The 26,649-nt window shown below is 58.2% G+C and carries 20 protein-coding genes; 7 read left to right on the top strand and 13 right to left on the bottom strand.

Annotated elements, in window-relative coordinates:
• Positions 1–46 precede the first annotated feature (46 nt).
• From AC04SH_RS18025 to AC04SH_RS18010, 4 genes are all read left to right on the top strand, one after another.
• Complete coding sequence (locus tag AC04SH_RS18025; RefSeq protein ID WP_112559405.1) at positions 47–313, top strand: acyl carrier protein; 267 nt, start codon at positions 47–49, stop codon at positions 311–313.
• Between the two features lie 46 nt (positions 314–359).
• Positions 360–1,049 (top strand): N5-glutamine methyltransferase family protein, encoded by a 690-nt coding sequence (locus AC04SH_RS18020; protein WP_488576031.1) that lies wholly within the window; start codon positions 360–362, stop codon positions 1,047–1,049.
• Between the two features lie 325 nt (positions 1,050–1,374).
• Positions 1,375–3,081, top strand: a complete 1,707-nt coding sequence (locus tag AC04SH_RS18015) for a type I secretion system permease/ATPase (protein ID WP_488576047.1) — start codon at positions 1,375–1,377, stop codon at positions 3,079–3,081.
• An 11-nt stretch (positions 3,082–3,092) separates the two neighbouring features.
• On the top strand, positions 3,093–4,445 hold the full coding sequence (locus AC04SH_RS18010) for an HlyD family type I secretion periplasmic adaptor subunit (RefSeq protein ID WP_488576030.1): 1,353 nt from the start codon (positions 3,093–3,095) through the stop codon (positions 4,443–4,445).
• A gap of 38 nt (positions 4,446–4,483) precedes the next feature.
• Here AC04SH_RS18010 and AC04SH_RS18005 read toward each other — a convergent pair whose 3' ends face one another.
• From AC04SH_RS18005 to AC04SH_RS17980, 6 genes are read right to left on the bottom strand one after another with little or no spacing between them, the layout of a single operon-like run.
• Positions 4,484–5,746, bottom strand: a complete 1,263-nt coding sequence (locus AC04SH_RS18005; RefSeq protein ID WP_488576029.1) for a polysaccharide biosynthesis/export family protein — start codon at positions 5,744–5,746, stop codon at positions 4,484–4,486.
• 14 nt (positions 5,747–5,760) lie between these two features.
• Complete coding sequence (locus AC04SH_RS18000) at positions 5,761–7,011, bottom strand: hypothetical protein (protein ID WP_488576028.1); 1,251 nt, start codon at positions 7,009–7,011, stop codon at positions 5,761–5,763.
• The gene (locus tag AC04SH_RS17995) at positions 7,008–8,012 is read right to left on the bottom strand and encodes an SDR family NAD(P)-dependent oxidoreductase (RefSeq protein WP_477232970.1); all 1,005 of its coding nucleotides are present in this window, start codon (positions 8,010–8,012) and stop codon (positions 7,008–7,010) included. Before AC04SH_RS17995 ends, AC04SH_RS18000 begins: the two co-directional genes overlap by 4 nt.
• Positions 8,013–8,030: 18 nt before the next feature.
• Positions 8,031–8,735 (bottom strand): sugar transferase, encoded by a 705-nt coding sequence (locus AC04SH_RS17990; protein ID WP_488576027.1) that lies wholly within the window; start codon positions 8,733–8,735, stop codon positions 8,031–8,033.
• Complete coding sequence (locus AC04SH_RS17985) at positions 8,732–9,868, bottom strand: DegT/DnrJ/EryC1/StrS family aminotransferase (RefSeq protein ID WP_488576026.1); 1,137 nt, start codon at positions 9,866–9,868, stop codon at positions 8,732–8,734. Before AC04SH_RS17985 ends, AC04SH_RS17990 begins: the two co-directional genes overlap by 4 nt.
• A 49-nt stretch (positions 9,869–9,917) precedes the next feature.
• Positions 9,918–10,640: a nucleotidyltransferase family protein gene (locus AC04SH_RS17980; protein ID WP_112559397.1), complete on the bottom strand. Its 723-nt coding sequence runs from the start codon at positions 10,638–10,640 to the stop codon at positions 9,918–9,920.
• Between the two features lie 699 nt (positions 10,641–11,339).
• Between AC04SH_RS17980 and AC04SH_RS17975 the strand changes: the two genes are divergently transcribed.
• A complete protein-coding gene (locus AC04SH_RS17975; RefSeq protein WP_352586384.1) occupies positions 11,340–12,014 on the top strand; it encodes a LuxR C-terminal-related transcriptional regulator in 675 nt (224 codons plus the stop codon).
• On the opposite strand, the gene AC04SH_RS17970 is transcribed toward AC04SH_RS17975, so the two are convergent.
• The gene (locus tag AC04SH_RS17970) at positions 12,011–13,585 is read right to left on the bottom strand and encodes a PAS domain S-box protein (protein WP_488576025.1); all 1,575 of its coding nucleotides are present in this window, start codon (positions 13,583–13,585) and stop codon (positions 12,011–12,013) included. The two genes, AC04SH_RS17975 and AC04SH_RS17970, sit on opposite strands and share 4 nt — an antisense overlap.
• 486 nt (positions 13,586–14,071) lie before the next feature.
• Between AC04SH_RS17970 and AC04SH_RS17965 the strand changes: the two genes are divergently transcribed.
• Both AC04SH_RS17965 and AC04SH_RS17960 read left to right on the top strand, forming a co-directional pair.
• Complete coding sequence (locus tag AC04SH_RS17965) at positions 14,072–14,614, top strand: helix-turn-helix transcriptional regulator (RefSeq protein WP_488576024.1); 543 nt, start codon at positions 14,072–14,074, stop codon at positions 14,612–14,614.
• A 243-nt stretch (positions 14,615–14,857) separates the two neighbouring features.
• Positions 14,858–15,925 carry an NAD-dependent epimerase/dehydratase family protein gene (locus tag AC04SH_RS17960; protein ID WP_488576046.1) on the top strand — a complete coding sequence of 356 codons (1,068 nt, stop codon included), beginning with the start codon at positions 14,858–14,860 and terminating at the stop codon, positions 15,923–15,925.
• A 95-nt stretch (positions 15,926–16,020) separates the two neighbouring features.
• Here AC04SH_RS17960 and AC04SH_RS17955 read toward each other — a convergent pair whose 3' ends face one another.
• The 6 genes from AC04SH_RS17955 to AC04SH_RS17930 all read right to left on the bottom strand — a co-directional run bounded on the left by AC04SH_RS17955 (position 16,021) and on the right by AC04SH_RS17930 (position 26,330).
• Positions 16,021–17,133: an acyltransferase family protein gene (locus AC04SH_RS17955; RefSeq protein ID WP_477232975.1), complete on the bottom strand. Its 1,113-nt coding sequence runs from the start codon at positions 17,131–17,133 to the stop codon at positions 16,021–16,023.
• A gap of 279 nt (positions 17,134–17,412) precedes the next feature.
• Positions 17,413–19,623, bottom strand: coding sequence for a lipopolysaccharide biosynthesis protein (locus tag AC04SH_RS17950; protein WP_488576023.1), 2,211 nt, complete (start codon positions 19,621–19,623; stop codon positions 17,413–17,415).
• Between the two features lie 19 nt (positions 19,624–19,642).
• Positions 19,643–21,859, bottom strand: a complete 2,217-nt coding sequence (locus AC04SH_RS17945; protein WP_488576022.1) for a GumC family protein — start codon at positions 21,857–21,859, stop codon at positions 19,643–19,645.
• 1 nt (position 21,860) lies between these two features.
• Complete coding sequence (gene asnB / locus AC04SH_RS17940; RefSeq protein ID WP_488576021.1) at positions 21,861–23,858, bottom strand: asparagine synthase (glutamine-hydrolyzing); 1,998 nt, start codon at positions 23,856–23,858, stop codon at positions 21,861–21,863.
• A 1-nt stretch (position 23,859) separates the two neighbouring features.
• Positions 23,860–25,116 carry an O-antigen ligase family protein gene (locus tag AC04SH_RS17935; protein ID WP_488576020.1) on the bottom strand — a complete coding sequence of 419 codons (1,257 nt, stop codon included), beginning with the start codon at positions 25,114–25,116 and terminating at the stop codon, positions 23,860–23,862.
• Positions 25,113–26,330 carry a glycosyltransferase gene (locus AC04SH_RS17930; RefSeq protein ID WP_477232980.1) on the bottom strand — a complete coding sequence of 406 codons (1,218 nt, stop codon included), beginning with the start codon at positions 26,328–26,330 and terminating at the stop codon, positions 25,113–25,115. Before AC04SH_RS17930 ends, AC04SH_RS17935 begins: the two co-directional genes overlap by 4 nt.
• Positions 26,331–26,649: the final 319 nt, after the last annotated feature.

The raw sequence follows: 26,649 nt of genomic DNA, 5'->3' as shown, positions 1-26,649 counted from the left end.
GGGAATTTGACCTGGCTTTATGTTGTAGAACTGGAGGAATAATTCGATGTTGGCTAGCAAGGACAGAATAGAAATCTACAGGGAGCAAATTCGCGGTTTCCTGGCGTCGAATTTCTACGTGGCCGACGCTGAGGCCCTGGAGAGCGAGACGTCTCTGCTCGACCAAGGCATCGTCGACTCGACGGGAGTGCTTGAGGTCATCGGCTTCATCGAGGAAACGTTCGGAATCATCGTCGAGGACAGCGAACTGCTGCCTGAGAACCTCGATTCCATTCAGGGGATTGCGCAGTACGTCATCCGAAAAACGAACTGATTATCAAAGTTTCATGCAACGGCAACATCGGGAAGGTGGGTTTGTCGTGAGCCACGAAATCAGTGTCGCGGACGCCTACAGCAAAGGCCGCACCATCTTCATGGGGCTGGAACTGCTCGTCGCACCCGGGGCACTCGTGCCCCGACCGGAGACGGAGTTGCTGGGTACGGCCGCTCTCACTGCCTTGCGTCAGCTGAACATGGCGGCGCCTCGCATTGTCGACATGTGCTGCGGCGCCGGCAACCTGGCGTGTGCCATCGCGCACCATGCTCCCGCTTCTCGCATCTGGGCGAGCGACCTAACTGATGGATGTGTCGAGGCCGCGCGCCGCAACATCACCCATCATGGGCTGACAGACCGCGTGTCTGTGCTTCAGGGCGACTTGTTCGAGGCCTTTTCGGGCCTGGAGCTTGACGGCACGGTCGACATGATCGTCTGCAATCCGCCTTACATTTCGGAAAAGCGGCTCGAGGGCGACCGCGCACACCTGACGGACCTGGAGCCGCGTGAGGCGTTTGCGGCTGGTCCTTATGGCCTGAGCATCCACATGAGGGTGATCAAGGACGCGCCACGTTATCTGCGTCCCGCTGGTATCCTGCTCTTCGAAGTCGGTCTTGGCCAGGACCGACAAGTCATGGGTCTACTCGAACGCTCCAAGGCCTACGAGAAGATTCACGCGGTCGTGAATGAGGCCGGAGAGGGCCGAGTGGTCGTCGGTCATAAGAATCAGGCCTGATTTTTCAGCGTCGGATCCACTCACTGTCGCGATCCGACAGACTTTGATGATGTGATAGACGACCTAAGCAGGCATTCGCCCTCCCAGGCCGGTTATCCCCAGCTTGGGAGGCCAATTAGCGATATTACGGCTTAGCGTCACGATTTTGCTGCATTTCTCTCAAATTTGTCGAATGTTAGCTGGGCGTAATGTTTTCGGGAGTGGGCGGGGCAACGAGAGGCAAGAACTTGTCCAACACCTGCGGAAGCTATGACACCATGCGACATGCTGGCGTGCGAGATCGCATGTCGTGAGGGAACAGCGCGCGCAAGATTTACGCTCAGCCATGTTGGGTTGTGGGCCTGGGCTGGTTGGTATTGGCCTCTTCTCGGCAGTGATAAACGTTCTGGCACTGACCGGCTCCGTCTATATGCTGCAGGTCTATGACCGTGTGCTTCCCTCGCAGAGCGTTCCGACACTCATCGGATTCACGATCGGCATGCTGGGCCTTTATGCCATTTACGGTCTGCTCGATTTCGTACGGCTTCGCCTGTTGGTCCGCATAGGCAATCGACTCTACCGAAACCTGCAGCAAAAAGCCTTCACCATTTCACTGTCACTGCCTCTTCTTGCCGGGCAGGACGGCAACCGGGTGCAGCCGCTTCGCGACCTGGACCAACTGCGCGGCTTTCTTTCCGGCTTGGGACCGACGGTTGTCTTCGACGCCCCATGGCTACCGTTTTATATGGTGGTCATTTATCTGTTGCACCCTTCCCTTGGGCTGCTGGCAACCGCCGGCGCCGCTGCTGTCGTGCTTTTGACGGTGGCGGCGGAAATCATAGGCCGCAGACCCGCCGCTCGTGCATCTGAAACACTTATCGCGCAACGCGTTCTTGCAGATTCCGGCCGCCGCAATGCAGAGGTCGTTCAAGCGATGGGTCTCTCCGCCCGGCTCGGTCGGCGATGGAGTGAGGTCAGCCATGCGTATCTCAAGAACCAGGAACGGCTGTCCGATATTGTGGGCGCAACAGGATCGCTGTCGAAAACACTCAGAATGGCCTTGCAATCAGGTGTACTCGGATTGGGCGCCTACCTGGTGATCGGGGGCGAGGCCTCGCCAGGCGTGATTATCGCGTCTTCCATATTGCTAGGTCGCTCACTGGCGCCGGTCGATGTGGCGATTGCAAACTGGAGAGGGTTTCTGGCTGCCCGCCGAAGCTATAGCGACCTGGCGGCTGCGCTGGATGCTTTCGGCAGCCAAAAGGCCCCTATGGAGCTGCCACGGCCGCAAGCACAGCTCTCCGTTGAGGAATTGACGATAGCGCCACCAAGCGCACAGAAGCCGACCGTTCTCAATGTAAGCTTCCGCTTGTCGAGTGGCGCCGCGATGGCGGTTGTCGGCCCGAGCGGATCCGGGAAGACAACGCTCGTTCGCGGTTTGGTCGGGGCGTGGAAGCCCCTTCGAGGAACGGTGCGACTGGATGGGGCGGCGCTCGATCAGTGGGATTCCGAACTGCTCGGCGCTCATATCGGCTACCTGCCACAGGACGTCGAACTATTTGACGGATCAGTTGCCGACAACATTTCCAGGTTTGGAGGCGGGAGCGACCCTAAAGGTGTCATGGCAGCCGCCCGGGCAGCAGGCGTCGACAAGATGATCATGCGTTTGCCGGAAGGCTTTCAAACACGCATCGGAGAAGGAGGAGCGGCCCTGTCGGCTGGCCAGAGGCAGCTGATCGGGCTCGCCAGGGCATTGTATGGCGATCCGTTTCTTGTCGTTCTCGACGAACCAAATTCCAATCTGGATGTGGACGGCGACGCCGCTTTGGCAGGGGCGATCATGGCGGTACGCCAGCGCGGGGGCATCGTGATCGTCGTTGCGCATCGCCCCTCTGCCCTCGTCAACATCGATCAAGTACTCGTCATGTCCAACGGCATGGTCCACTCTTTTGGTTCGCGTGATGATGTCCTGGCAAATGTGATCCGCCCCTTCCCAAATCCGGAGAGGCCAACAGTCGTTCCGTTGCAGAAAAGTGCAGGCGGTCATGCTTGAGGAATTGCCCCGTGTCTGACGCGACCATTTCCACATATGCTGCCGGCGCAAGCCAATGGATCGGGACGGATCTAACCGAACAGCCGGATGGCATTCGAGCCAACCTGTTTCTGGGCTTGGCGACCACGCTCCTTTTGATTGTCGGCGGAGGACTTTGGCTGGGGTTGACCAAGATTGCCGGTGCCGTCATTGCGCCGGCCACTGTGGTCGTCGAAACCAACATAAAGAAAGTCCAGCATCGAACCGGCGGCACCATCGGCGGCATCTTCGCCCAGGATGGGGACCATGTGCGTGCCGGCGACGTGTTGGTCAGGCTCGACGACACGTTGACACGGTCAAACCTGCAGATCGTCAGTGAAGATCTTGACCGCGCCACCATCCGCCTGGCGCGGTTGGAAGCCGAGCGACAGGGTTTGCCGGAAATGCAGGTTCCACCCAGCCTTCGCGTGCGAATGGGCAACCCGCAGGTGGCGGCACTTGTCAATGGCGAGCGGGCTGTTTTTGAAAGCCGTGCCGCGGCATTGGCCGGCCAGAAAGCGCAGTTGAAAAGCCGTTCACTGCAACTGGGGCACCAGATCGACGGCCTCAAGGCTCAGCAGGCTGCGACGGAGAATTCTCTGGATCTGTTGGCTCACAGCCTTGCCGACGTCCAATCGCTTTACGCCAAGAAGCTGGTGTCCAAAGAGCGACTGAGCAATGTCAGTCTGGAAGAAAGCCGAACCCGCGGCGAGTCCGGACGACTTGTCGCAGCAATCGCCGAGGTGCAGGCTCACATCAGTGAAACTGACCTGCAGGTGCTTCAACTCGACGAACAGATGCGCAGCGACGTGACAAGTGAACTCCGCGAAACGGAGGCGAAGCGCACCGAGCTCGAAGAGCGCAAGATAGTGGCGGACGACGAACTCGCCAGGACAGATATCCGGTCCCCGCAGACCGGCACCATACAGGAATCCTCGATACACACGGTCGGAGGCGTTATTGGCGCTGGGGAAGTGCTCATGATGGTTGTGCCTGATACTGACAATCTCGTCGTGGATGCTCTCATTCCTCCAACCCGCATGGACGATGTTCACCCAGGACAGCGGGTTTCAATCCGCTTTCCGTCTTTTGACGTCGGAACGACCCCCGTTTGCGAAGGCTCCGTCAAGCGCATTTCTGCCGACCTGATCAAGGATCAGCAACGTCAGCTTTCCTACTTCTCGGCGCGCATCAACGTGGACAATGAGGCGACCTGCCTGACGGGAGAGAAAATACTCAAACCAGGCATGCCGGCCGAGGTCCACATAAGCACCGATGAGCGCAACGTCTGGTCATATTTGCTGAAGCCTCTTACAGACCAGTTCTCCAGAGCCTTCAAACAATAAGGCATTCCCTCAACCTGGCTGTCGCCCGGGTGAGGAGGCTATTGGACTGCCACATTTTCGAGACCGCTGCTGAACCGCACCTCGATCGTATCTCCCGGTATCACCTCGGTGTCTTCTTCGGCAGGTTGTTTGCGCCATTCTTCGCCGACCTTCCGCACGATCGTGATCTGAGCCCGAATCGTTTCGCCGGCAACTGGCAGCGGCATGGCGGACGCCCCTGTAGGCTGCAACTTCTGGCTGGCGGCATGAAGCCTCGCAGTGGTGTCCGCAAGGCGCACATCGGTATCCTTCAGCTCGGTCAGCAAACCGATCTTTCGCACGTTGTCATTGCGCTCGCGCTGTCTGCGATAGTCCTCCTGCTGGCGCCGCGCCCGCATGAGCTCGACCGATGTTTGAAGGACCCCGTTGGAAGACAGAAGTACGGAGCGCCTAACGTCGGAAAGCCTGTTGCTGGTCAGATTGCCCGCCTGGTACAATTTCGTCACCCGTGCCAGATCCTCTTCATCGGCCTTGACCCCGTCGCTCTCGACCTGCTCGCGCTTTGTCAGAACGTCGATCTGTGCAGCGGCATCCTTCGCTCCCTGATCAACATAGCTTTGTTCCTGCTGGAAGTTGTCGAGGGAAAGCTTCAGTCCTTCCGCCTCGGCTTTGGCGATTGCCGAACTGAAAGCCGCAGACAAGGGTGAGCCTTGCGGCGGCTGCATGTCGAAACTCGCCTGATCCTGGAGTTCGGCGCGAAGACGAGCACTATGGAAGTAGTCTCGCGTGTATTCTCCCCACAGCGACTCATACTCGCGTTGCAGGTCTACAGGGTCGGGGCCAGCCTGGTTTGCCCGCGAGCGTAAAAGGCTGACGCCACCTGACACCGCAACGGCCTGTCTTACCGTCATCAGCGGTCGATACGCTTGCTGACCCGGAGTGAGGACGTCACCAGTCACATAGATTGGACGATATTCCGCGACTATGGCAGTTACGTCGCCTGGCTTGATGACGATCATCTGCTCTCGCCCATCGGGCAGGCGCTGGTGAAATATCTTGGTAGGCAGGATCGTTTCCATGCGAGCCTGCAATTCCGCCGGCGTCAGGCCGCCGACTGACACCATACCGACTTCGGGAAGCGCGATGGTACCGTCCATCTGGATTACGGCACGCTGGGTCCGTTCAGGAATGGAGGAAATTCCGATCTCGACGATGTCGCCGGGAGAAAGTTTGTAGGCAGTTCGCACGTCCGCGGCGCCGGCCATATCGATGGCGCCCAGTATACCGAGCGCTACAAGAATGGTTCTACTCATGAACGCCATGGTGACAATCTCCACTAGTTGGATGTCGGCTCTGCCGGCCAATCGACTCGGGTGACGAAGTCATAGACAGGCCCGCCGGGCACGCCCCAGTTGCTGGACCAGATCACCTGCGAACCGTCAGGGGACGGCGAGGCGTGGCTCTCGCTGCGGTAGTCAAAATCAATATTTCGCGTTTGCGCTATGCGCCGAACCTCTCCGCTGCCATCGAGGCGCAGCGCGATCACCTCTCGTGCATAGGGGGCCATTTCAGGACGGCTCGAGACCTCATCAGGATAACCGCCATAGCTCAGGAACACCCAGCCTGGCTTGTCCAAGGCGCGCAGCGAAGCATGCATTGCCTCGCCATACTTCATAAGGGAAGTCACCTTGCCGTCAGACAGCCGGCGCTTGATCACCTGAAACTTGTCCGGATCGGATTTGCTGATGCCGACGTAGATTTCGCTTCCATCGTCATCGACAGTCATATCGCCATGGCCGGGCCGATGATGTTGTGTCCACCTCTGGCCCGGGGTGCCGTCGACAGAGAAAATAAAGGCCTGTTCGGTGGTGCCGTCTGCCACTTCCTGAATGCAAATGATGTTGTTGCCGAGCGGCGAAATCGAACAGTTGTCATTGACGCCAGGAAGTTGCCCAAGCGTGATATCGACGAACTTTTGCCGCAGCTTGAGGTCGTATGCAAAGACAACTTCGGCGCCGTCCTTGCGAACCGCACGCACTGCGATACGGTTGCCGTCGCGGCTTGGGTTGCCCTTGCCCGGTCCGAAGTGCAGATCGTGATAATCTTTTGAAGCAAACAGCACGTCCTCGCGATTGGTCCGCGGTGCCCAGGTCGATATTTTCTGGCCCTGAACGCAGATCATCAGCGCCGCGTCTCGAGGGTGCCATTCACATTCGGCCGATCGATTGCGCATGAAGACGGGAGCATAGGTGTGCCCGTCAAAGAAGCACATGCCGTTACAGCCGTTGGTAATCACAAGGAGGCTCTGATCCGAATTCCAGGCCTGGGCGCTTGAATAACGGTGGCTGCAATAATCATGTCCACAGGCGACGCCGTTGCCAAGCTGACCTGGCTTGGTGATGCGGGTGAAGCTTGCGCCAACTACCGGATCGATGGCTGGGCGCAGATAGTCGGGCATGTCCATCGCTGGCGTCGCAACGAACAACGTCGACGTGCTGCGCTCCTGACCTCCGGCGACATGCAGATCAAAGAATGCGACGGCGGCAAACAGGAGCAACACCAAAGAATGCCGGTCACGAAAGGTCATGTCATGTAGCTCATCTCGCGGCGCACCCGGCCTTCGCTAAGGCGCGCGCGCCACCATTCGATGGTTCGTTCCAGGCCGTCGCGCAGACTGGTCCGCGCTCGCCAACCGGTTTGGCTTTCGAACTGCGAAGAATCGGCGAGCAGTGCACGGACCTCGGAATTCTGCGGCCGCAGGCGGCCTTCGTCTCGATGGACGGGCTTTTTTGAGCCGCTCAACTCGAGTACCAGCTTCAGAACATCTGCAACCGTCGCGGCGCGTTGGCTTCCGGCATTGTACGCATGGCCGAATTCGAGATCAGCCACACCGGCAGTCAGGAATGCGGCCGCGGTGTCTTCCACAAAAGTGAGGTCACGGATCGGGCTTGTGTCGCCGACCATGATCGCTGAACATTTGTTGTCGAGCGCCTGCCGGATGATGGTCGGCACGATAGCTCGTTCGCTCTGCCGTGGACCATAGGTGTTGAATGGCCGCATCGTCACGACGGGAACGTCAAACGACCTGGCGTAGGCTTCCGCCATCATATCGGCGCCAATCTTGGAAGCCGAATACGGTGACTGCCCCTGCAGCGGGTGCGATTCCTTGATAGGCATGGTTAACGCTGTGCCATAGACTTCGCTTGTCGAGGTGTGAACCACGCGCTCCGTCTCCCATTGGCGCGCAGCTTCCAGAACATTCACCGTACCCAGGATGTTGGTCTCCACATAGGATTGCGCGGCCGCGTATGAGTAGGGAATCGCGATCAGTGCAGCCAAATGGAACACGACGGCTTGGCCACGCACGACCCTGTTAAGGAATGCGCTGTCGCGCACATCGCCCCGGACAAGCTTCAGCTGGCTTCGAATGTTGTCCGGCAAATCGTCGAGCCAGCCGTGGCTGTCGAATGAATTGTAAAGGGCCAGCGCCGTGACATCGGCTCCGTCGCGAACCAGTGCTTCGGTGAGATGCGACCCGATAAATCCATCGGCGCCGGTGACGAGAACTTTTTTGCCCTTATAGCCCATGACTGATTGTCCTCTTTCCTATGTCACACGCTGATCTTGCAGGTCATCAGAGCGCCTCATCGGCGGCGGCGGGACCCGGCCAAGAATTGCCAGAAAACCGCGTGCCATCCAGACAATGTCGGATGCGAGCGTGCGTCGGGGGTAATAGGACAGGTCGATCATGGCCTTGGCGGGAAACAGCACCTCCCGGTAGTACAGCAGCGGATCCATCGACTGAGGGTAAAAACTGGCCTCGTTCCGGAAAAGAACCTGTGATGGACCGAGCAAGCCGGGCTTGTATCCCAGAACGGCCTCCGAGCCGCTATGGAAGCAATCCACGAAGGCGAGGCTTTCCGGTCGCGGCCCAACAATTGCCATCTCGCCTCTGAGGACATTCCACAGTTGCGGCAACTCGTCGAACTTTGTCGCGGCGAGGATCCGGCCTATTCTCGTCATGCGAGTGTCCCCGGCGACAGTCAGCGCGAGACCGTGAGGATCGCATCGCACATCGAACTTGCGAAACTTATACATGCGAAAGGGCCGACCTCCTGCGCCGATGCGTGTCTGCGCAAAAAAAACTGGACGGCCGCCTTCGACTAGAAGAGCAATCGCAATCAGCAGCATCAGTGGTGCGAATAGGATGACAGCAGCACTGGCTACCGCTATGTCGATCGAGCGTCTCGCAAGCCCATGAGCTGAGCTTGGTACGAAACGCCGATGAAGGGATCGGTCCGTTGCATTCATGCGGCTGTTCCTGCCTGAGCGCCGCTGTTCACCGCCGCTGCCAGAGCTTCCACAACCGCTTCGACGACGGGCGATGTAATTTGGGGGTGAAGTGGAATTGTCAGCTCACGTTGAGCAAAGTCGTCTGTGCGCGGCAGGTGGGTCCCCGGGGAGAGCTCGCGGTAGAGCGTCATCTGGTGCACGGGCGGATAGTGAATGGTGGTCTGGATCCCCTGCGTGCGCAATTCGTCGATGACGTCTTGCCTGTTGGCGTAGCGCGGCAGAAGGATCGGCATGATGTGGTATGCGGACTTGCGCGGTTCGCTGAACGGAACTGTCACCGCCGGGCAATGTTTTGCAATGAGCCGCCGATAAAGTACGACCAGGATGCGCCTGATCTCATTCCATTCCTGCAGGTTTTGCAGCTGCACGAGTCCAATTGCCGCCCGCATCTCGTCCATGCGGTAATTGAAGCCGAGCATGGTCACGTCGTATTGCGGCGTTCGGCTGTTCAGCCGCTGGTGTGTTCCGGTGGTCATCCCGTGCCCGCGGGCCTGGCGAATCCGTTCGCGCAGTTCGGGATCTTTGGCAATGACAACCCCGCCTTCGGCGGTTGTCATGTTCTTGTTGCCATAGAAGCTGAAAGCGGCAGCGACGCCAAACGTTCCTACCTCCTTCAAGCCAGGAGCATGCGCGGCGTCTTCGATGATGTGCAATCCGCGGGCCCGGGCAAACCTCTGCCATTGTTCCCGATTGGCGAGGTACCCTGCAAAGTGAACGAGAATTATTGCCTTGGTGCGCGGTGTGCAGCGGGCTTCCGCTTCCGCAATCGACATCAACGGCACGTCGGCCGATTCGATATCGACGAAGATGGGAGTGGCGCCGACATAGAGCACCGAATTCGCGGTTGCCACGAAAGTGAGCGAGGGAACCAGAACCTCGTCACCAGGGCCGATACCAAGTCCGTGCAAAATGAGATGAAGTGCTGCTGTGCAGGAACTAACCGCCACACAGTCCTCTGCGCCATGCATGCTGGCAAAGGCCTGTTCAAAGGCTCGCACCTGCTCTCCCATGGTCAGCCAGCCACTATCGATGACTTTTGACAGAGCTGCCTTCTCCGGGACACCCAAAATTGGGGCACTGACCAAGAGCATAATGTCCTCCTAGACTATTATTTGTGATCTAAACTCGTGACTTGATTTGTCAGGCCGCTGCTGCGGCAACCTCGATCGAAGCCGATTGCTCTTCCCAGGAAATGGCTTGGGCGTTTTGGAAGTCGTCCACGCGACCAATATCGAGCCACAGGCCTTCGTGCTTGTAGGTGTGGACGACCGTGCCTTGCTGCATCATCTGCAGCATCAAATCGTCGAATCCGAATGCAATACCCGACGGAATGAATTTCAGAACATCGGGGTTCATGCAGTAGATCCCCATGCTCACGAGGTGAGAAAGCGTCGGCTTCTCGCGAAACATCTGGACTGCATTGTCGACTTCGTCGATGACGCCAAAGTCCATCTTGATCAGGCGGTTGGCGGTAGCGATCGTTACCGGATCCTTGTGCTTGCGATGTGCCGCAATGAATCGGCTGAGGCTGAGATCGGTCAGAACATCGCCGTTGAGCACAATAAAGGGTTCAGTCAGTTCATCCCTGATCAGCGAGAGTGGCCCGATGGTGCCGAGCGGCTCCATCTCTTGAGTGTATCGTATCTTCAGGTTCCATTGCGAACCATCGCCGCATACGCTGCGGATAAGATGGCCGAGATATCCGGTTGTGATATAGACGTCTTCAATGCCATTGCGCCGCAGCCACTTCAACAGCAGCTCAAGTACGGGGCGAGCACCAATCGGCATGAGGGGCTTCGGCAGGACCGATGTGAAGGGGCGAAGGCGCGTTCCCATCCCACCGCATTGAATAACCGCTTTCATCCGATCCTCCTGATTTATTACCAAGTCGATGGTGGTGTCCGGGAAGACGCGTTTGGGTCTTTTCAAACGTGAAGATCGGTTGAAATTTTTGCCGACCCCTGCGCGTCAATCCGAGCATCGTAGGAGGAACGGTAAGTGACCGTTGGCTGGATGTCGTCGTGCAATCGAATGGTAGCGATCCAACACTTCTGGTGTTCAATAGCTGTGCTGAAGGTAGGTTGGTCGGCAGGCTGAGGCCTGCCCCGGACGGCGGCTAGCAGGTGGAGTAGCCATCAATGTCTGCCAAGAGATATTCAAAAGTCCGTGACTTCCCAGGCCCCAAAACCAAGGATTTCGCGACTGCTGGAACGGTCTGCTGAACTCCAACAAGACGCTGAAAATCCCAGCGAAATTTCCTTAGTTGGGGCTGAATTAGCGAGATTTAGAATCGGGACGTTCCACAACGCCAGGTAGGGCTAATTCGACATGGTTAACCGACATCTAAAAAAAACAGGAGAGTTTTCCGCTATTTAGTATTACATTAGCAAAAGTGATAGTTAGCGATATGCGGGTTCTGCTAACATTGCTTGGGTTGGTTCGACGAGTGGTTGGCCACGCTTCTGAATGCCTTTCACCGATCGAACTCCCAATCGTAAGGGATGTTTCAAGGGTCCAATTGTCCTTGTTTCATTGGGCTCGAGTACGGGTTGGGGTAATGCAATGTATCGAATCGTCATTGCCGACGATCACGGTCTGTATCGTCGCGGCTTGCGACTGGCGCTAAGCGCCGGCATTCCGAGTATAGAGATATTTGAGGCTGCATGCTTCGATGCCGTGGTCAGCCTCTTGGCGGATCAGGCTCCCATACATCTTGCGATCCTGGATCTGAATATGCCGGGGCTGTTCAATCAGCAGGTGCTCGCCGACGTTCTGTCGACATACCCGGATACGCGCTTCGCAATCGTTTCGGGCAATGATTCACGTTCGGAGATATTGACGGCTCTGTCGATTGGCCTTCACGGCTACATCGTAAAGTCGCAAAAAGACGAAGAAGTCGTTTTGGCGGTGAGCGAAATTCTGTCAGGTCGCATCTACGTTCCGGCGCTCTTGTCGCGGACTTCTGCAGGCCAAGGGCTGCACGCGCCCCCGCCCGAGAGAGCCTCAACTCAACCGCGGACCGGGACAGGCAGTCTTAGCAAGCTGACCTTGAGGCAGAGGGATGTCCTCAAGCTGATGGCGGAAGGCTATTCAAACAAGGAGATCGCTCGCCATCTTGACATCGCCGAAGCGACCACAAAAATCCATGCTGCTGCCATAATGCGTGAGCTTGGAGTGCGAAACCGGACCGAGGCAGCCCTTGTGCTGCAGAATTGGCTTTCGAAAAACGCGAGCTAGGGTTCGATTTCATGCCGTGACAGGCGCAGCGAGTACCGCAACCCGTGGTCCAATATCTCCAGTTTGGAGGAGTGGCCGATAAGGGGTGCGCCATCGATCCCGATTATCATTGAACCAAAGCCATGGCCGATCATCTTGGCCTTCTTGCGTCGGCCCGATTCCACCCAGTGGAACACAATGTCGTTTCCCTCACCTTCTGGAGCGAAGGACCAGGTAACCTCAAGCCGGCCTCCTGGCTCGCCAAGTGCGCCGTGCTTTACGGAGTTCGTCGTCAGTTCATGAACCACCATGGCAAAGCTCTCTGCCGCACCGCTTGACAATATGATGTCAGGGCCGTCGACCACTATATCGCGTGTTCCCATGTAGAGTTGCAGTTCCCGGACAACCAGATCGTCGAGCAGCACCGAAGCGCTGGTGTGGCGTGAAAGCAGCGTATGAGTCGCTTCAAGGGCTCGAATTCGATCGATCAGGTCTTCCTTGTATTTGGCGACATTGTTCTCGGGAAAATCGACCATTTTTACCAGTGCGGTGATCACCGGGAAAAGATTGCTGAACCGATGGCGTTGTTCGAGCATTACGCGTTCCCGCTTCTTTACCGCTGCGCGCAGCAGCGTGGTCTGCCGGCGCTCTGTCAGGTCAGCTGCAACCCCGATGCGCAGCAGATGGTCATCATGTCTTTCCTCGCGCCCACGCAGAGCTATCCAGCGGATGTTACCGTCCGCTCGCCGGACGCGTATCTCGATATCGTGATTAGTAGTGGAGGCAGGTTCTGTCGTGGCTGCAAGCTTTGGCCAGTCCGCCGGGTGCACGACAGCAGCAAGATCTTGCAAGGGCCGGCTGGGGGCTGGAGGCAGGCCTAGAGTGTCCCAGAATTTGTCGGAACCTGTGACAGTTCCATCGGTGAGGTCGATTTGCCAAGTGCCCAAGCGGCCAGCAGAAAGCGCGAGAGAAAGCCGCTCCTTCTGCGCCCGGATCGCCTCGCGCGCCGTTCGTCGCTCCGAGATATCGTCGACAACCACGAACATACCCCCCGAAAGGACGCCGTCAGGCCGGGATGAAGACAGGACTACTCGAGCCCAGAATGTCGTATCGTCCTTCCTCAACAAACGGACCTCAACACCGGAAGGGGTCGTGGCCTTGCCCTGACCTTCAATCAATATCAACATCGAATCCCGGTCGTCGGGATGAACAAGGCTCACAAGCCGCAATTGGGCGAGTTCCGCTTCAGTATAACCCGTCAGCTCACACAGCCGTCTGTTGGATTGCAGTAGCTCACCGTTCTCATTGGCGTTGGCAAAGCCCATGGCCGCACGTTCGAATGCCCACCGAAAGCGGCCTTCGGTCGCCTCGACAGCAGCGAGCCTGGACTCGGCGACCTCCACCGCCTTTCGCAAGTCTTGTCGGAGCCGGTGAAAGACAAAGGCTATCACGCCACCCGACACCAGAAGGTAGATTGCCCGCAGCCAGTCTTCATTGGAAATCCGACCGCCAAGGACGTTCTGGGCCCACAGGCCGGCGCCGGCGATCGCCAGCGTCGCAGCGATCGCGGCTCGACGACCTTCAAGATACACGATGACAATTATAGCCGGAATAGTTTCAATAAAACTTGGTCCGCGACTACTATGAATTATGCCAGTTATTTCAAATATAATTGTGGCAACAAGCACCAATATTGAAGCCACGTGAGCTAAAGGTGTACCCAGCAAGCCGAAACCCAACCTACGCAAGCGCGATCCCATAAACCAGTCTACATCTTTCGGACTAGTCCGTCGAGGCTAGGAGGCGACCGCCTAACTAGTACCACTGCCGGATTGCCACACCCAAACACCAGATTACTATCCGTTCGACAAAGGAAAAACGCAGGAGATATCGAAGAGTTTCCGTCGGGTAGAAACACTGGGCTTGGGGTAGGAACAATGTCTCTGATTGATAGGCGCAACGACACCGTTGCGGGCGGGCGGTACGTTGTCTTGGGGAATAAATATGGTTGCGTAACCCGTACGACGCAGCGCACTCCAGATAGGCTGGCCGATGTCGGCGACTCGAAGCGCCGCGGCATGGAATCCGTCACCGGCATGCTTGACCGCATCGGCTGTGGGTATCTCGTCCTGAATCGCGAAAAGAAGGTGGTTGAATGGAACGCCGCCGCACAGGACACGTTCGAACGCCAGGATGAAGCGGCTGGTACAGCCGCCGAGCTTTCGGCCGCACTAAGGCGCCTGGTTGCGAATGTTCCGGCTAACTTTCTGCCAGGCTCGCTGTCATGGGTGGTGATCCGCAGCGCCGGCGACCGGCCGGTGGTACTCAATGAAGGGGGGGTCGTTACTCCTGATGGAACGAGCATCGTGGCATTGTTGGACCGCGAGAACAGATCGTCGGCCAATCCTCAGACATTGCAAAAGATGTTCGGCCTGACGAGTGCGGAGACCCAGCTCGCAATGCGCTTGGCCCAAGGGGATGCGCCCTTGGAAATCGCCCGCAGTTGGCGGCTTAGCCGGACCACGATCAGGTCTCAACTGGCGTCGCTCTTCGCCAAGACCGACACAAAACGCCAGGGCGAACTGGTGGCTCTCCTGGGGCGTATTTCCGTATTGCCGTGAGGGTTGCCGTCTCGATCGCGAGGCGGCGTCACTCGGAATTCTGGCCGCTGTGGAGCTGCCCTTGCGCAGCTCCCAGCCTGCCACGGCGCCACGGTCGGCCAGCTCGACGAGCTCAATCTTGAGGGGGAAAATTTCGACATGGTCGGACAGAATTCCGAGGGCCGCAGGGTGGGCAATGGTCAACGCGACAGGTCCGGTCCGGCGGAGGCAAAATCTGGACCGGCCCCATCGGACCGCGCGATCCTGCAACTGTCGCGGAAAGGACCGATCGTCGTCACCGGCGCAGCGGGCTTCATCGGATTTCATGTCGCTTGGCGGCTTTTGCGCTCCGGTGCGGAAGTCGTAGGGGTGGACAATTTCACGCCCTATTACGATCCAAGATTGAAGGAAGCGCGATTTGCGCGCCTGTGCGCCGAGCCGGGGTTTACTCCGATGCGTCTGGATTTGGCGGATCGGTTACCTGTGCAGTCGCTGTTCTACGACTTTCGACCATCGCATTTTGTTCACCTGGCTGCCCAGGCGGGCGTGCGTCATTCGCTGGTCGATCCGCATGCCTATGTACAGTCCAACATCGTGGCGTTTCTCAATGTCCTGGAAGGCTGCCGGCACGCCGGCGTCAAACACCTGGTCTACGCCTCGTCGAGTTCCGTCTACGGCGCCAATCAAACCATACCGTTTTCCGAACACCACGGCGCCAACCACCCCCTCAGCTTCTATGCCGCGACCAAACGTGCAAATGAAGCCATGGCGCATTCGTACAGCCATCTGTTCGGCTTGCCCACGACAGGATTGCGGTTCTTCACCGTCTATGGGCCGTGGGGAAGGCCCGACATGGCGGTCTACGCGTTCACTCATGCAATCGCCCAAGGGAAAACGATCGCAGTGGCCAACGCCGGTCGTGTGTGGCGAGATTTCACCTACATAGACGACATCGTCGAGGGAGTGGTTCGAGTGCTAGCCGCCCCGCCGCGTGCCGAACCGAATTGGGATGGTTGCGCAGCGGATCCGGCTACGAGCTCGGCGCCATATCGTGTGTACAATATCGGCAATGATCGGCCCGAGGAGATCAACCGGCTGATTGCAATCATCGAGACTGCCCTTGGTCGTCAGGCTCTTCGCACAGATGTGCCCTTGCCTCCCGGCGACGTCCTGGAGACTCGCGCCGATGTCAGCGATCTTCGCAGCGCCGTAAACTTCGGTCCCTCTACGGCCCTCGAGGACGGTGTTCAGCGTTTTGTCGAATGGTATCGACACTTTCATGGAGGCGATACTTTGGCCTCGGCAGAACAACAAAACCTCATGCCTGTGTAAACCATTGACCGCGGGTCCCACCCCGCCCAGCTCATCCCCTCCCATGCCCCTTTCAAGACGTGACCTGTTGCCGGCTGCTTCGCGCAGAGCTTCTTCTATGTCGGCGCGACGCGGCTATCGGTTCGAGCGCTCGCCGATCCAATCGGGGAGATGCGATCCATCCCAGACAGCAATGCGCGGATGAGCGGTTTGCGTATCGGGCTCTCGATGAAACGCCAGATCACGAACGAGGCAAGGAGGGCAGTCGCCACTACGAGAAAGAACGCGGCGTTCTTGCCGACCAGCGGGGTTAGGGCGTTGAGCGAGATGTAACCGATATATTGGTGCAAAAGATAAAGCGGATAGGTCAATCCGCCGAGCATCAGGACAATTTTTGAAGGCGCAACCACGGAGCGGATCAGTATCGCGCCTGCGAAAATCCCAAAGACCAGACCATTGGCGACAAAGAGAGCAAGATAGGGAATGGACGCACCGTAATGCTCCTGCATCCAGCCCTGATCGAATCTGATCGTCTGGCAAGACAGCAGGAATGCCATCGCAAGAAGGATCAGCGCCATCGGCGAACGACCTTTTGCAACGATCTGCTGGGACAAAATACCGAAGGCAAAAAAAGGCGCGTAGCCGGTGATAAGGAGAATTCGTATCGCCGAGCTCCCGAGGAAAAACTCATTGGCTGCCGACACTGCCAGCCAGATCGCGACGATGGCTAATTTCCAGCGTTGGAACGCACCGGCAAGGATGAGCAGTGCAATCCAACCATAGAACACGATCTCGAGCATGATCGACCAGTAGACGCCGTCCATGGATGGCCTGCGAAATGCTCGGGCAAACATGGAAAGATTGGCTGCATAGGTCGAAACATTAGTCGGAAAACGAGGGTCGTTGGCGACTGAGAGAACGACAAATGTCACGGTCATGCAGACGAGGAATCCAGGGTAAAGCCGCACGAAGCGCGCGACGGCGAACTCCTGCCAGGTTCGACCTTCGGCCGACCAGGCGATGACGAACCCACTGATCAGAAAAAACAGACTGACGCCGAGATAGCCGTAGATGGCAAATGGCGCAGCGGCTGCATATTCGACGTCGACATCGCCGGCGATAGGCCCGCGGAAAAGATAGTGAAAGGCCACAACCGCCAGCGCCGCAACCAATCGCAACAGGTCTAACGATGCCAGGCGCGATGAATTGGTGTTTCTCGCCTGTTCCATTGCCATCTCCCAGGTCGCCTCATGCCTTTGGGGGCTGATCGGCCGCCTGATCTGTCATGGCCGCAGCGCCATAGAAGCCAAGCGCGCATCGAATAGTGATTGCCGCATCGAGGCGCATCATCGTGCGTTTGGATGAGGTCAGCCTTCCACGACCTCAACCCGAGAAGGATTCACAAATATCGAGAGCGCCCGGAGTCCGGGATAGTTCGCGTGCCGTTTGCGTCGCTCTCAATTCGAGCGACCGCGAACGCTTTGGCACCGCAGTTCCAAGCCGTCAGGTCAGCGCAAGAACCAGTACCGTTGGTGACTTGCGAACGGGCGCGCCTTGAGTGACATCAAGGCAAAGATCAGCCCGGGAATGATCTTTAGCCGCTTGCGGATATAAATCGCCATCGCCACGTTCCAGACCACAAGGGCAAGCGCGAGCCCCACTGCCGCACCCAGTGAACCGTAGATTTCAATGCCCGCCGCACAGCCTATGACGCCAATCGCAGCGCCGACCATCATGGTTATGGCCGCGGGCCATTCATTTCCGGTCATGGTCAAGAGGTTCAACTGGGGTCCGCATAGCGCGACGAAGACATATCCAAGCATCAGCACACGAGCGATAGGCGCTCCTGTGCCGAAATCCTCGCCAAACCAACTCAAAAGAGGTCGAACAATCACAAGCAGCGGGATCGCCATCGCTATGGCGGCACCTGCCGACAGCAAGGTCGCTCGCGAAAACAGCGCCTGTAGGGCCTTGCGGTCGCCTCGGGCATAAAGGGTAGCCGCTGTAGGCGAAAACATCGTGGAGACCGCAACCAGCGAAAGACTGACAAGCAGCGCTACGTTGAGACCGAGGGCGAAAATGCCTGCGTCACGGATATGGCCTGTCCAGCCCAGCACCATGACGCCGGCCCTGTTGATGAAGACATCGAGCCCGGCCATGAGCATAATAGGCGGAACCACCGCCCACCAGTCTTTCGATGCATCGGCAGGTTCAGCGTGCCGCAAACCGGGAGGCTGGAACCTTGTGGCCATTATGAATACCAGTCCGACCGTCACGCCCGAACTTGTCAGCACTGCTTGCATCACCAATGGCGCATTCAAGGTCCACGCGCCGGACAAGGCAGCAACTCCAAGCAACGTCAACAACAACCCGTCGCGCACAATGCGTTCAGGCAAAAGGGCTGAGACGCCGCCCCCGAATGCACGAACAAGTGCAGCCCCCAATGCGGAGGCGGTGACCAAAGGCACGGCGGCCATGCCGAGAAGCTGGCTGATCTCAAGTTCCTTGTTGGAAGGACCAGAAAAGCAAACGATTATTGCGGCGCCGGTGATACCGAACAGCGTCGCCACCCCCAGCGATCGTTGCACAGCAAACCGGATTACACCGTGCGCCAGGTCGAGCCGACCCTGGGCACGATAGGCGGATACGAAGCGCAACAAGGATACGTTGAAGCCGAGCGTTGCGAGATAGCCAAGAACCGAAGTCCAGGACAGGACATAGGAATAGATGCCATAACTGGTGGAGCCGACGATGCGCGCAATCAGCAACTGCGCCAAGCTGGTCAGCCCTGCACCAACCACGTAGATCATAAGAGCAAAGATGGCTGCATAGCCTAGGTTACGGCTCAGATCTTCCTTGTTCGGCAAGACGACATGCGTCACGGCAGGTGCAACATGTCGTGCAGTTTTCGTATCGCCACATTCATCATTCTGACCATAAGCTTCGAGCATTGGCTGGGCGGCTTCGCCATGGGACGCCGGTCTGACGCACTTGTGCTGGATCTTTGAGAGGATCTTGCGTCCGACACGCCGCACGCCTTCCAACGACGATTGGTCGTTGAGTGTTTCAACGGGAACGACATTCCTTTCGGTGCCCACCAGAATGTCATTGATGTCCTGAAACGCCCCGAATGCTCGCATGCTCGTTTCAAGATCCGCATCGAGAAGTCGCTCCGCCGGCGCCTCCTGCTTCATCCGTTCGCACAAGCGCGTCTCCACGATGGAACGCGGGAGAACAACTCTGAGAGTGAAATCAGCCACCGGTGTGAGCTTGAGTGCCCGTGCAATTGCAATATTATCGGCGGCGTCATTGAAAATGGCCAGAGATGCAACCGCCTGAACATACCCTTGCTCAAATATTATTATTTCTTCAGACTGCTCCGCTTCATCCCAGGAATGAGAAATTTTCAATATATGTTGCCAAATCCAAGCCCGCCATATCAGTTTTTTTGGTGGAATAATTCTTACCATGGAAATCGAGATCGCAAGATATTTCGCCAAGCCTCTTGGGGAAACCAGTATTCTAAAGGCCGAAAATATTGCCGCTCCGACCCTGAAAAGAAACAGAAAGAGTCCAAGGTCGACGCTACCTCCCCTCCTCCGGCGCTGACGACTGTGGACAACCCTGGTGCGGTAGCCCTGTCCACGCAAGTGCGCTGCAAGCGCTCCAGCAAAGGCTGCCTTGCCTGATCCGGGCGGTCCGAAGAGCTCGATGATCATTTTCCGCAACCGTCCTTTGTCATGCCCCCACGAGCAGCAGGTCGCCGCTGTCCCCAAAGCGATACGCTGCGTGCTGTTTGAGGTTGACCTGCGTGAGCACGGTTCCGACGGGAACAGATCCGGGCTCCTCGGGCTGCAGCAATTCCAGGACACCGCGTGCGACATTGCGCGGTGTCTTTGCCCAGCGCACCGCAAACAGAACGGAATCCGCCCAACCCGCCAGCAGCCGGGATTCGGGTCCCCCCAGGCCCGGTGGTCCGTTCAGGACGACGAGGCTGTAGACTGAGCCCAGCCTATCCATAAATTGTCGCGGTGCGTCCATCGTGAATAGCAACTTCAGGAGGTCATCCGAGAGCGCCGGCGCAGCCATGAAATCGACGCCGATCTCAGGCATGCTCGAAATTACACCCTCCAGATCACAGCGCCCCTTCGCATAGTCTCCAAAGGATCTGTGCGGTTTCAAAATACTAAACTCGCTCACGAAATCGTTCGTAAGCCGCGCATCGTGTCGATCCAAATCGATGAAAAGGACACGGCCGCCCAGGCGCGTTGCCGCGAGAGCCAGGCTCCATGCGAGCTCGGTCTTCCCATCGCTTTGGTCACTGGACGTAACAAGGACAACCTGAGACGAGCGGCCCCTTGCCTGAAGCGGTGCCGCATTGACCAGCACGGACATTGCAGCCCGGCTGTACATTGATTGCTGCTGCCCAAGAACCAGCTGTTGCAGGCGCCTGGCACTTGGTCCTGAGACCTTCGGGAGCAATCCCAGGCAGGGAAAGCCGAGGGCTGCTTCAGTCTCCGCCTCCCCGCGCAAAGTCTGATCGAGACGATTGCCGAGAAGGACAAGGATGCCGCCAATGAGACCAAACACGACCATGCCCGGTGGAATAAGGTAGATCGGTGAGAGGCTCTTGGGGTTCGTCGGCGGCCATGCCGCCGAAGTTATCGAAACTCCCGACGAAGGGTTTGCAATGCGCCGGTTCAGATCCTGTTGTCTGGTCAGGAGCTCATTGTAGCGCTGCGTCAGGATGGTAACCTTTGGTTCGAGTGCGCGCATCCCTGAAAGTCGGCCCGCAGTGTCGGCTACTACGGCTTCGAGGACATTCTTGCGCGTCTCTAGCGCCGCGATCTGGGCACGGTACGTACTCGCCTCCGCAGCGATACGTGCGATACCCTGTTCGATCTCACGGTTAATCGCACCTGCGGGATCGTTTCCTGCCGTATTGTCTGCCGGATGAGCCAGAAGGTCGGCGAGCGCCGGCGATCCAATGACGTCCGCAAGCGCGGCCGGCGAGGCGCCCGACTTCTGCAGGTCCTGGATTTGTTGAAGGCGGGCCTCTGTCGTGGAGAGATCGGCCTTCGACAAGGCAAGCTGTTGGTTGAGATCGGCAGTTTCCCTGGCGGCGTTGTCGGCAGCACCCTGATCGACAGTGCCATGACTTAGCCGATATTCCTCCAGACTGTCGGTGGCTTCCGCCAGATCACTTTGGACCGTGGGCAGAGCGGCGATGATGGACGCGAGCTCTGCCTTGTCGGCGGTCTGACTGTTTCGTGCGAGGTCATCGACATAAACTTGGGCGAATGTATTGGCCACCAAGGCCGCCCGCACAGGATCATTATCCGCAAACCCGACGGTGATGACGCGCGATCGCAGTTCCTGGCCAACCCTTAGCCCACGCCGTAGCGTTTTCAGTTCTGCGGCATCCGCAGCTTGCGGGCTCGCGTCACTGCCATGCGGTAAGATTCCATCCAAGAAATTGGCTGCAAAAGAGCGCTTTTCCGTTGGCGCGTCAGGAGCCGATCCCTGCGCGGCAGCACCACCGACATCAGCCTGTTGATCCGCCTCCGCCTTTCGCAGTGCCGCAACAACACGGCGCAGGTGTCCCTGCGATAGGAGCATGGTCAAATGGTTGTCGATGCTGGTATCCAACATGTCCTGAGCACCGGCGCCGTCAGGCGCAGTCCTCATCGGGCCATCGACGATGAGCTGTGTGGTCGCTTCGAACACGGCCGGGCGGGAAATGCCAACAAGGCCTGCCATGGCGCCGCCAAGAACGACCATGGCAAGCAGGAACCATTTCCGCCTCGCGATGGTAACGATCAGTTGGCCGAAAGGCGTCTGGGCGTCGTTCGGTTCACGCAACGGCCGCCGCATGTGTGGATTGGTCTCACGCACTGCTACCCGCATCTCTGTGGTGCGCGGAAGCTGAATGCGACTGACTATTGAACCTTCCATCTCAGACTCCCGTCAATTCAGGCACGCGAGGCAGGGCCGTTGCTGCCGCCGATGGGCGATCGGCGTCGTTGCGCCATGCAAGGAACATCAACGTCGCCCACAGATCATGAGAATGATCCCGTTTTCCATCGAGGTGATCGCGCCAGCACGTCTGTACTTTTGCTGCGTCGAAAAGGCCGTCTCCGGAGTGGCGCATATCGGCAAGAAGATCGCTCGCCCAGCCGCGCAACGGCCCTCTCAGCCAGAGGGCTATCGGAACGTCGAAGCCCTGCTTCGGCCGGTTTATCAGCCGCTGAGGAACGTAGCGGCGCAGCAACTGGCGAAGGAGCCACTTGCCTTGTCCGTGGCGGACCATTGCATTCGCCGGCATCCGCCAGGCGAATTCGACAACGCGGTGGTCAAGAAGTGGGCACCGGCCCTCAAGGCTGTTGGCCATGCTGGCCCGGTCAAGTTTCACCAGGATGTCGCCGGGCAGATAGTCAGCCATATCGTTGTACAGAAGCCGAGACAGCAGGTCATCAAGCTGAGGCGCGCGCCGAAGTGATGTGCGTGGCCCGGGGCGGCATAGATTTGCTGTCGATGACCCTGTCAGCCGCTGATATAGCTCCTCCTGATCAGCCGCGGAAAGGAGGCGAGCCAGCCGATCCAGACGATCGCTGCGCAACGCGTGCCGAGTAAGCCCTGAAAGCGGCAGCTTGCTGAAAATATTGTGACGGGTTGCGCGAGCCATCAGCGCAATGGCCGCCGCAAGGGTCTCGCGCAGCGGCGAGGGCATACCATGCTGTCGATTGGCCCGCGCCGCCATAAGGTGGCGGGCGTAGCCGGCAAAACACTCGTCGCCACCGTCGCCCGTCAACGCGACCGTAACGTGCTGGCGAGCGAGCCGCGCCACCAGCAGCGTCGGTATTTGCGATTCATCGGCGAACGGCTCATCCCAAGTCTGAGGCAGTTCTGGAATGATGTCACGCGCCGAGGCCGGCGAAAGGTGGAGTTCAGTATGGTCTGTGCCCAGATGCCGCGCAACCGCGGCGGCATGGGGAGCCTCATCAAATCCGCGCTCTCCGAACGCTATGGTGAATGTGCGTACGGACTTTTGCGATTGAGCCTGCATCAGGGCTACAACGGTTGAGCTGTCAATACCGCCGGACAGAAAGGCGCCGAGCGGCACATCCGCATTCATGCGCTCCCTGACGGCAAGCCGCAGTAGCCCATCGAGTTCACTCGTCAGTTCTTCGTCGCTGCCGACCATAGGGGCCTGTCGGCCCTTTGTGGCCACTTCGGCCAGTGACCACCAAGCTCGCACACGATGTCGGACGGAGCCGGTGCGACGCGCCTTGGCGAAGTCTTCGGCCGTCAAGGACAGGACCGAACCAGGGGGTAGTTTGAACACCCCTCGCCAGATGCAATTGTGATCCGGCACCCATCCTCGCGACAGCATGGCCCTGGCAGCATTGAGATTAAGTTCCGGATTGAAACCCGGGAAACACCTGATGGCTTTCAACTCGGAGCCAAAAACAAGTGCATGGCGTGTCGGGGCGACATAGATTGGTTTTTTGCCCATTCGGTCGCGAGCCAGGTGAAGGGTCCTGGTCTGTAGATCCCACAGTCCAAACGCGAACATGCCGGCAAAACGCTTGAGTGAGGCATCAAGCCCCCAATTTTCGATCGCGCAGAGTATAACCTCTGTATCGCATGCTCCGCGGAACTGATGGCCTGCGCTCTCGAGTTCCCGGCGCAGATCGCGGAAATTGTATATTTCACCGTTGAAAGTAATGACATATCGGCCACTCGCCGAACGCATCGGCTGATATCCTGCCTCGGACAAGTCGACGATGGCCAACCGATTGTGGCCGAAGGCGATACCGGCTTCACCGTCGCTCCAGAAGCCTTCGCCATCAGGGCCACGGTGACGAAGGGCAGCCGTCATTTGCGATATTGCCCGCAGCGGCCTCGTATTGGCTGCATCAGGGGCGAGTAGGATTCCGGCTATCCCGCACATGCTATCGTCTCATGGCCATGGATGGACGCGAAATCACTTTGGGCGTTGCAGCCACAAGGCAAAGCGTCAGCGAAAACCACACGATGGGATGGCGGATGATAAGGTGTGGAAATCCGAAAATGACGATCGACACCAGCAGTGCCAGCAGGGCGTCGCGCTGCGCACGCCACGCCGAGATCGCCGCACAGCCAACGATCCACAGCAGAGCCAGAACCGCAACCAAACCGCCTTGAGTGTACAGATCGAGAGGCGTGCTGTGAGCCTCGAAAGGTAGGTCGCCAAATTCCGTCGTATAGATAATGGACCTATCGGCATGCGGGCCGGGACCAAGGCCAAGTGACGCAGACTCCAGGCCCTTTTGAAGCGCATCGTCCCACAAGTTGATGCGAAGCGAAGCGGTTTCGGCGGTCGCCTCGCCGCCCTCCCCTTTGGTGAGGCTCTTGGCGAAGTTCTCAACGGTGGTTGTTTCGGCAAGCACATAGGGCGAAACCGAAATCGCCAGCGGCAGCAAGCCAACCATCAACAGCAGAACGACTTGCCGCGCAATGCCGACCTTTTTACCGGTCGTGAGCCATGTGCGAACGCGTAGCCCGATGAATATCAGGCCGGTCAGCACGATGGTTAAAAGATAGGTATCGCTCTTTGTCAGCCGTCCAACATAGATCGTCAGGACAAGGCTGGCGAGCGCGTATAGCCGTGCCAACGGATTGCTTGTCGTGATCGCCAGATGCAAGGCCAAAGGACCAAACATCGCGCAGTAGAGTGCCAACTGGTTTGGATTGTCGGACCAGCCGGTAAAGCGATCCCAGAACCAGGGATTGACCCCAGATTGGTGGATGAAGCCAAAACCAAGCCCGAGTTGAAAGACAAAGCACGCATTGGCTATCGCGATCACCCACCAGGATGTGCGGCGCAGATGGCGGTCTACATTGGGATCGGCCGCGAGCAGGCAGGTGACCGAGGCCAGCAGCATATAGGCAATCATGTCGTGAACCGGTGCCGCCAGATACCGCACGATCGTCAGCAAGCCGACGATCAGACCCACCCCAAGAGCGAATGTCAGGACCAGCCAGAAGGTCGCGAGAATTGAGAGGGCCGGCGTAGCCTTCAAATGACCGCCGGCCAGTACGCGCCCGATCGACAGCATGATCCAGAGCGCCAGGAACAATTCGCTGTATCCGAAGGGCGCCCCCGGAATCTCAAGCTGCGACGCGTAGGCCATCGCAATGCCGCCGGCCAGCAACGGTTCCCGGATCATCGGCGCGCTCCGCCCAGTCCACGGGTTGCGACATCGCCTTCAAGCAGTATCTGAGCCGCCGGTCGGGCGACTCCGCCGAAGGATCTGGCGCCAAGGACCTGATTGTAGAGGTCGCAATACTGATCGATCACCATCGGCAGCGCGAAATGCGTCTTGACGAATTCGATGGACCGATGACCCATGGTCCTTCCGCTGCCGCGGTCGGACAAGATTTCTATTATTCTTGACGCAAGACCATCTGCATCATGGGCTGGGACCAGATATCCATTCCAACCGTCTTCGACCACCTCATTGCAACCAGGCATATTAGAGGCGACGATCGGCAATCCCGCCAGTCCCGCCTCAAGCAGGACACGCGGAACTCCTTCTCGATATTGCGTTGGAAAGGCGAACAGATCGGCCATGCCAAGGAGGGCGGCAACGTCCTGTCGTGGACCCAAGGCGATGACTTGAGGGGAATACCGATCGATGTCCGATTTGGCGACGGCAAACGGACCCTCGGATTCCCATGGGCCGACCAGCACAAAACGCGCATCGGGCCTCTTGGCCAGGACGCGGGGGACAGCCTCAAGCAGTGTCGGGATGCCTTTTTGACGAGTGAGCCGGCCGACAAAAATTACAACTTCAGCGGACTGGAGCCCAAGCTCTTGGCGCAATTTCTCTGGCGACGATGTGAGATGGGTTGCGGCAGCGAATGCATCAACATCGATTCCAGAACTGCGGATCACTCTTCCGCTGCCGCGTCCGATCAGTCGGTAGCGCTCAAAGAAAGCGTGATCGTCCCGATTTTGGAATACTGTCGCAGCCGTCCAGAATGACGAAAGCCACTGCAGTGCGCAAAAGACTGGACGAAGGGCCAGAGCCCTTGGCTCCAGAGATGAAAACGTCCAGCCCAGCCCATTGATTGTACGGACGACCGGAACCGTCCCGCGCACCGCCAGTGGTGTTAATAGATTGGGCTTCGTGTCAAAGCTTTGGACAATATCCGGACGGAGCTCCGAAATCAGTTTTCGAATCGTTTTGATGGCGCCGCTACTGCCGCTGGAAAACCGGTCGAAGCCATAACAACGATGCGTAATGCCATGCCGCGAGAACGCGGACTCATCGCCGGTGGAGACTGCAGTGACCCGAAAGCCCCTTTCGCGCATCGACAGCAGGAACGGAATTCTAAAGGCGTGATCTTCGCCCCCCACACACACGAGATGCGGGTTCATTCCGCGTCTCCTGACCGTGCGCATAACTCCGATCGCGCGCACTGGCCGGCTTTTGGTCCTGCTTTCATTGTCCTTGGTTCCGCTGCCTGGAACTTGTAATGCCAAGCTCCACGGTACGGTCAGGCTTGCCGACTGTCCTCGTCCGTTTGAATGAGCGAGTTCCACTCGTGCGCGCAGGGTCTCCGGTTTGGACCGAAATGATGCGCGTCGTCTCCCGGCAAGCGCCTGAAGGCGCGCTTATGGTGGCCTTCCCTCGCCGGCGGTTTGGCCTGGTTCGTTTACCCACCGGCCATCTCCCCGATGAAGCGACCGGGTCGCA

It is taken from the genome of Mesorhizobium sp. CNPSo 4688, from assembly GCF_057784295.1.
Note: the sequence above shows the minus strand (reverse complement) of the source record. Positions and strands in the feature narration are given on the sequence as shown.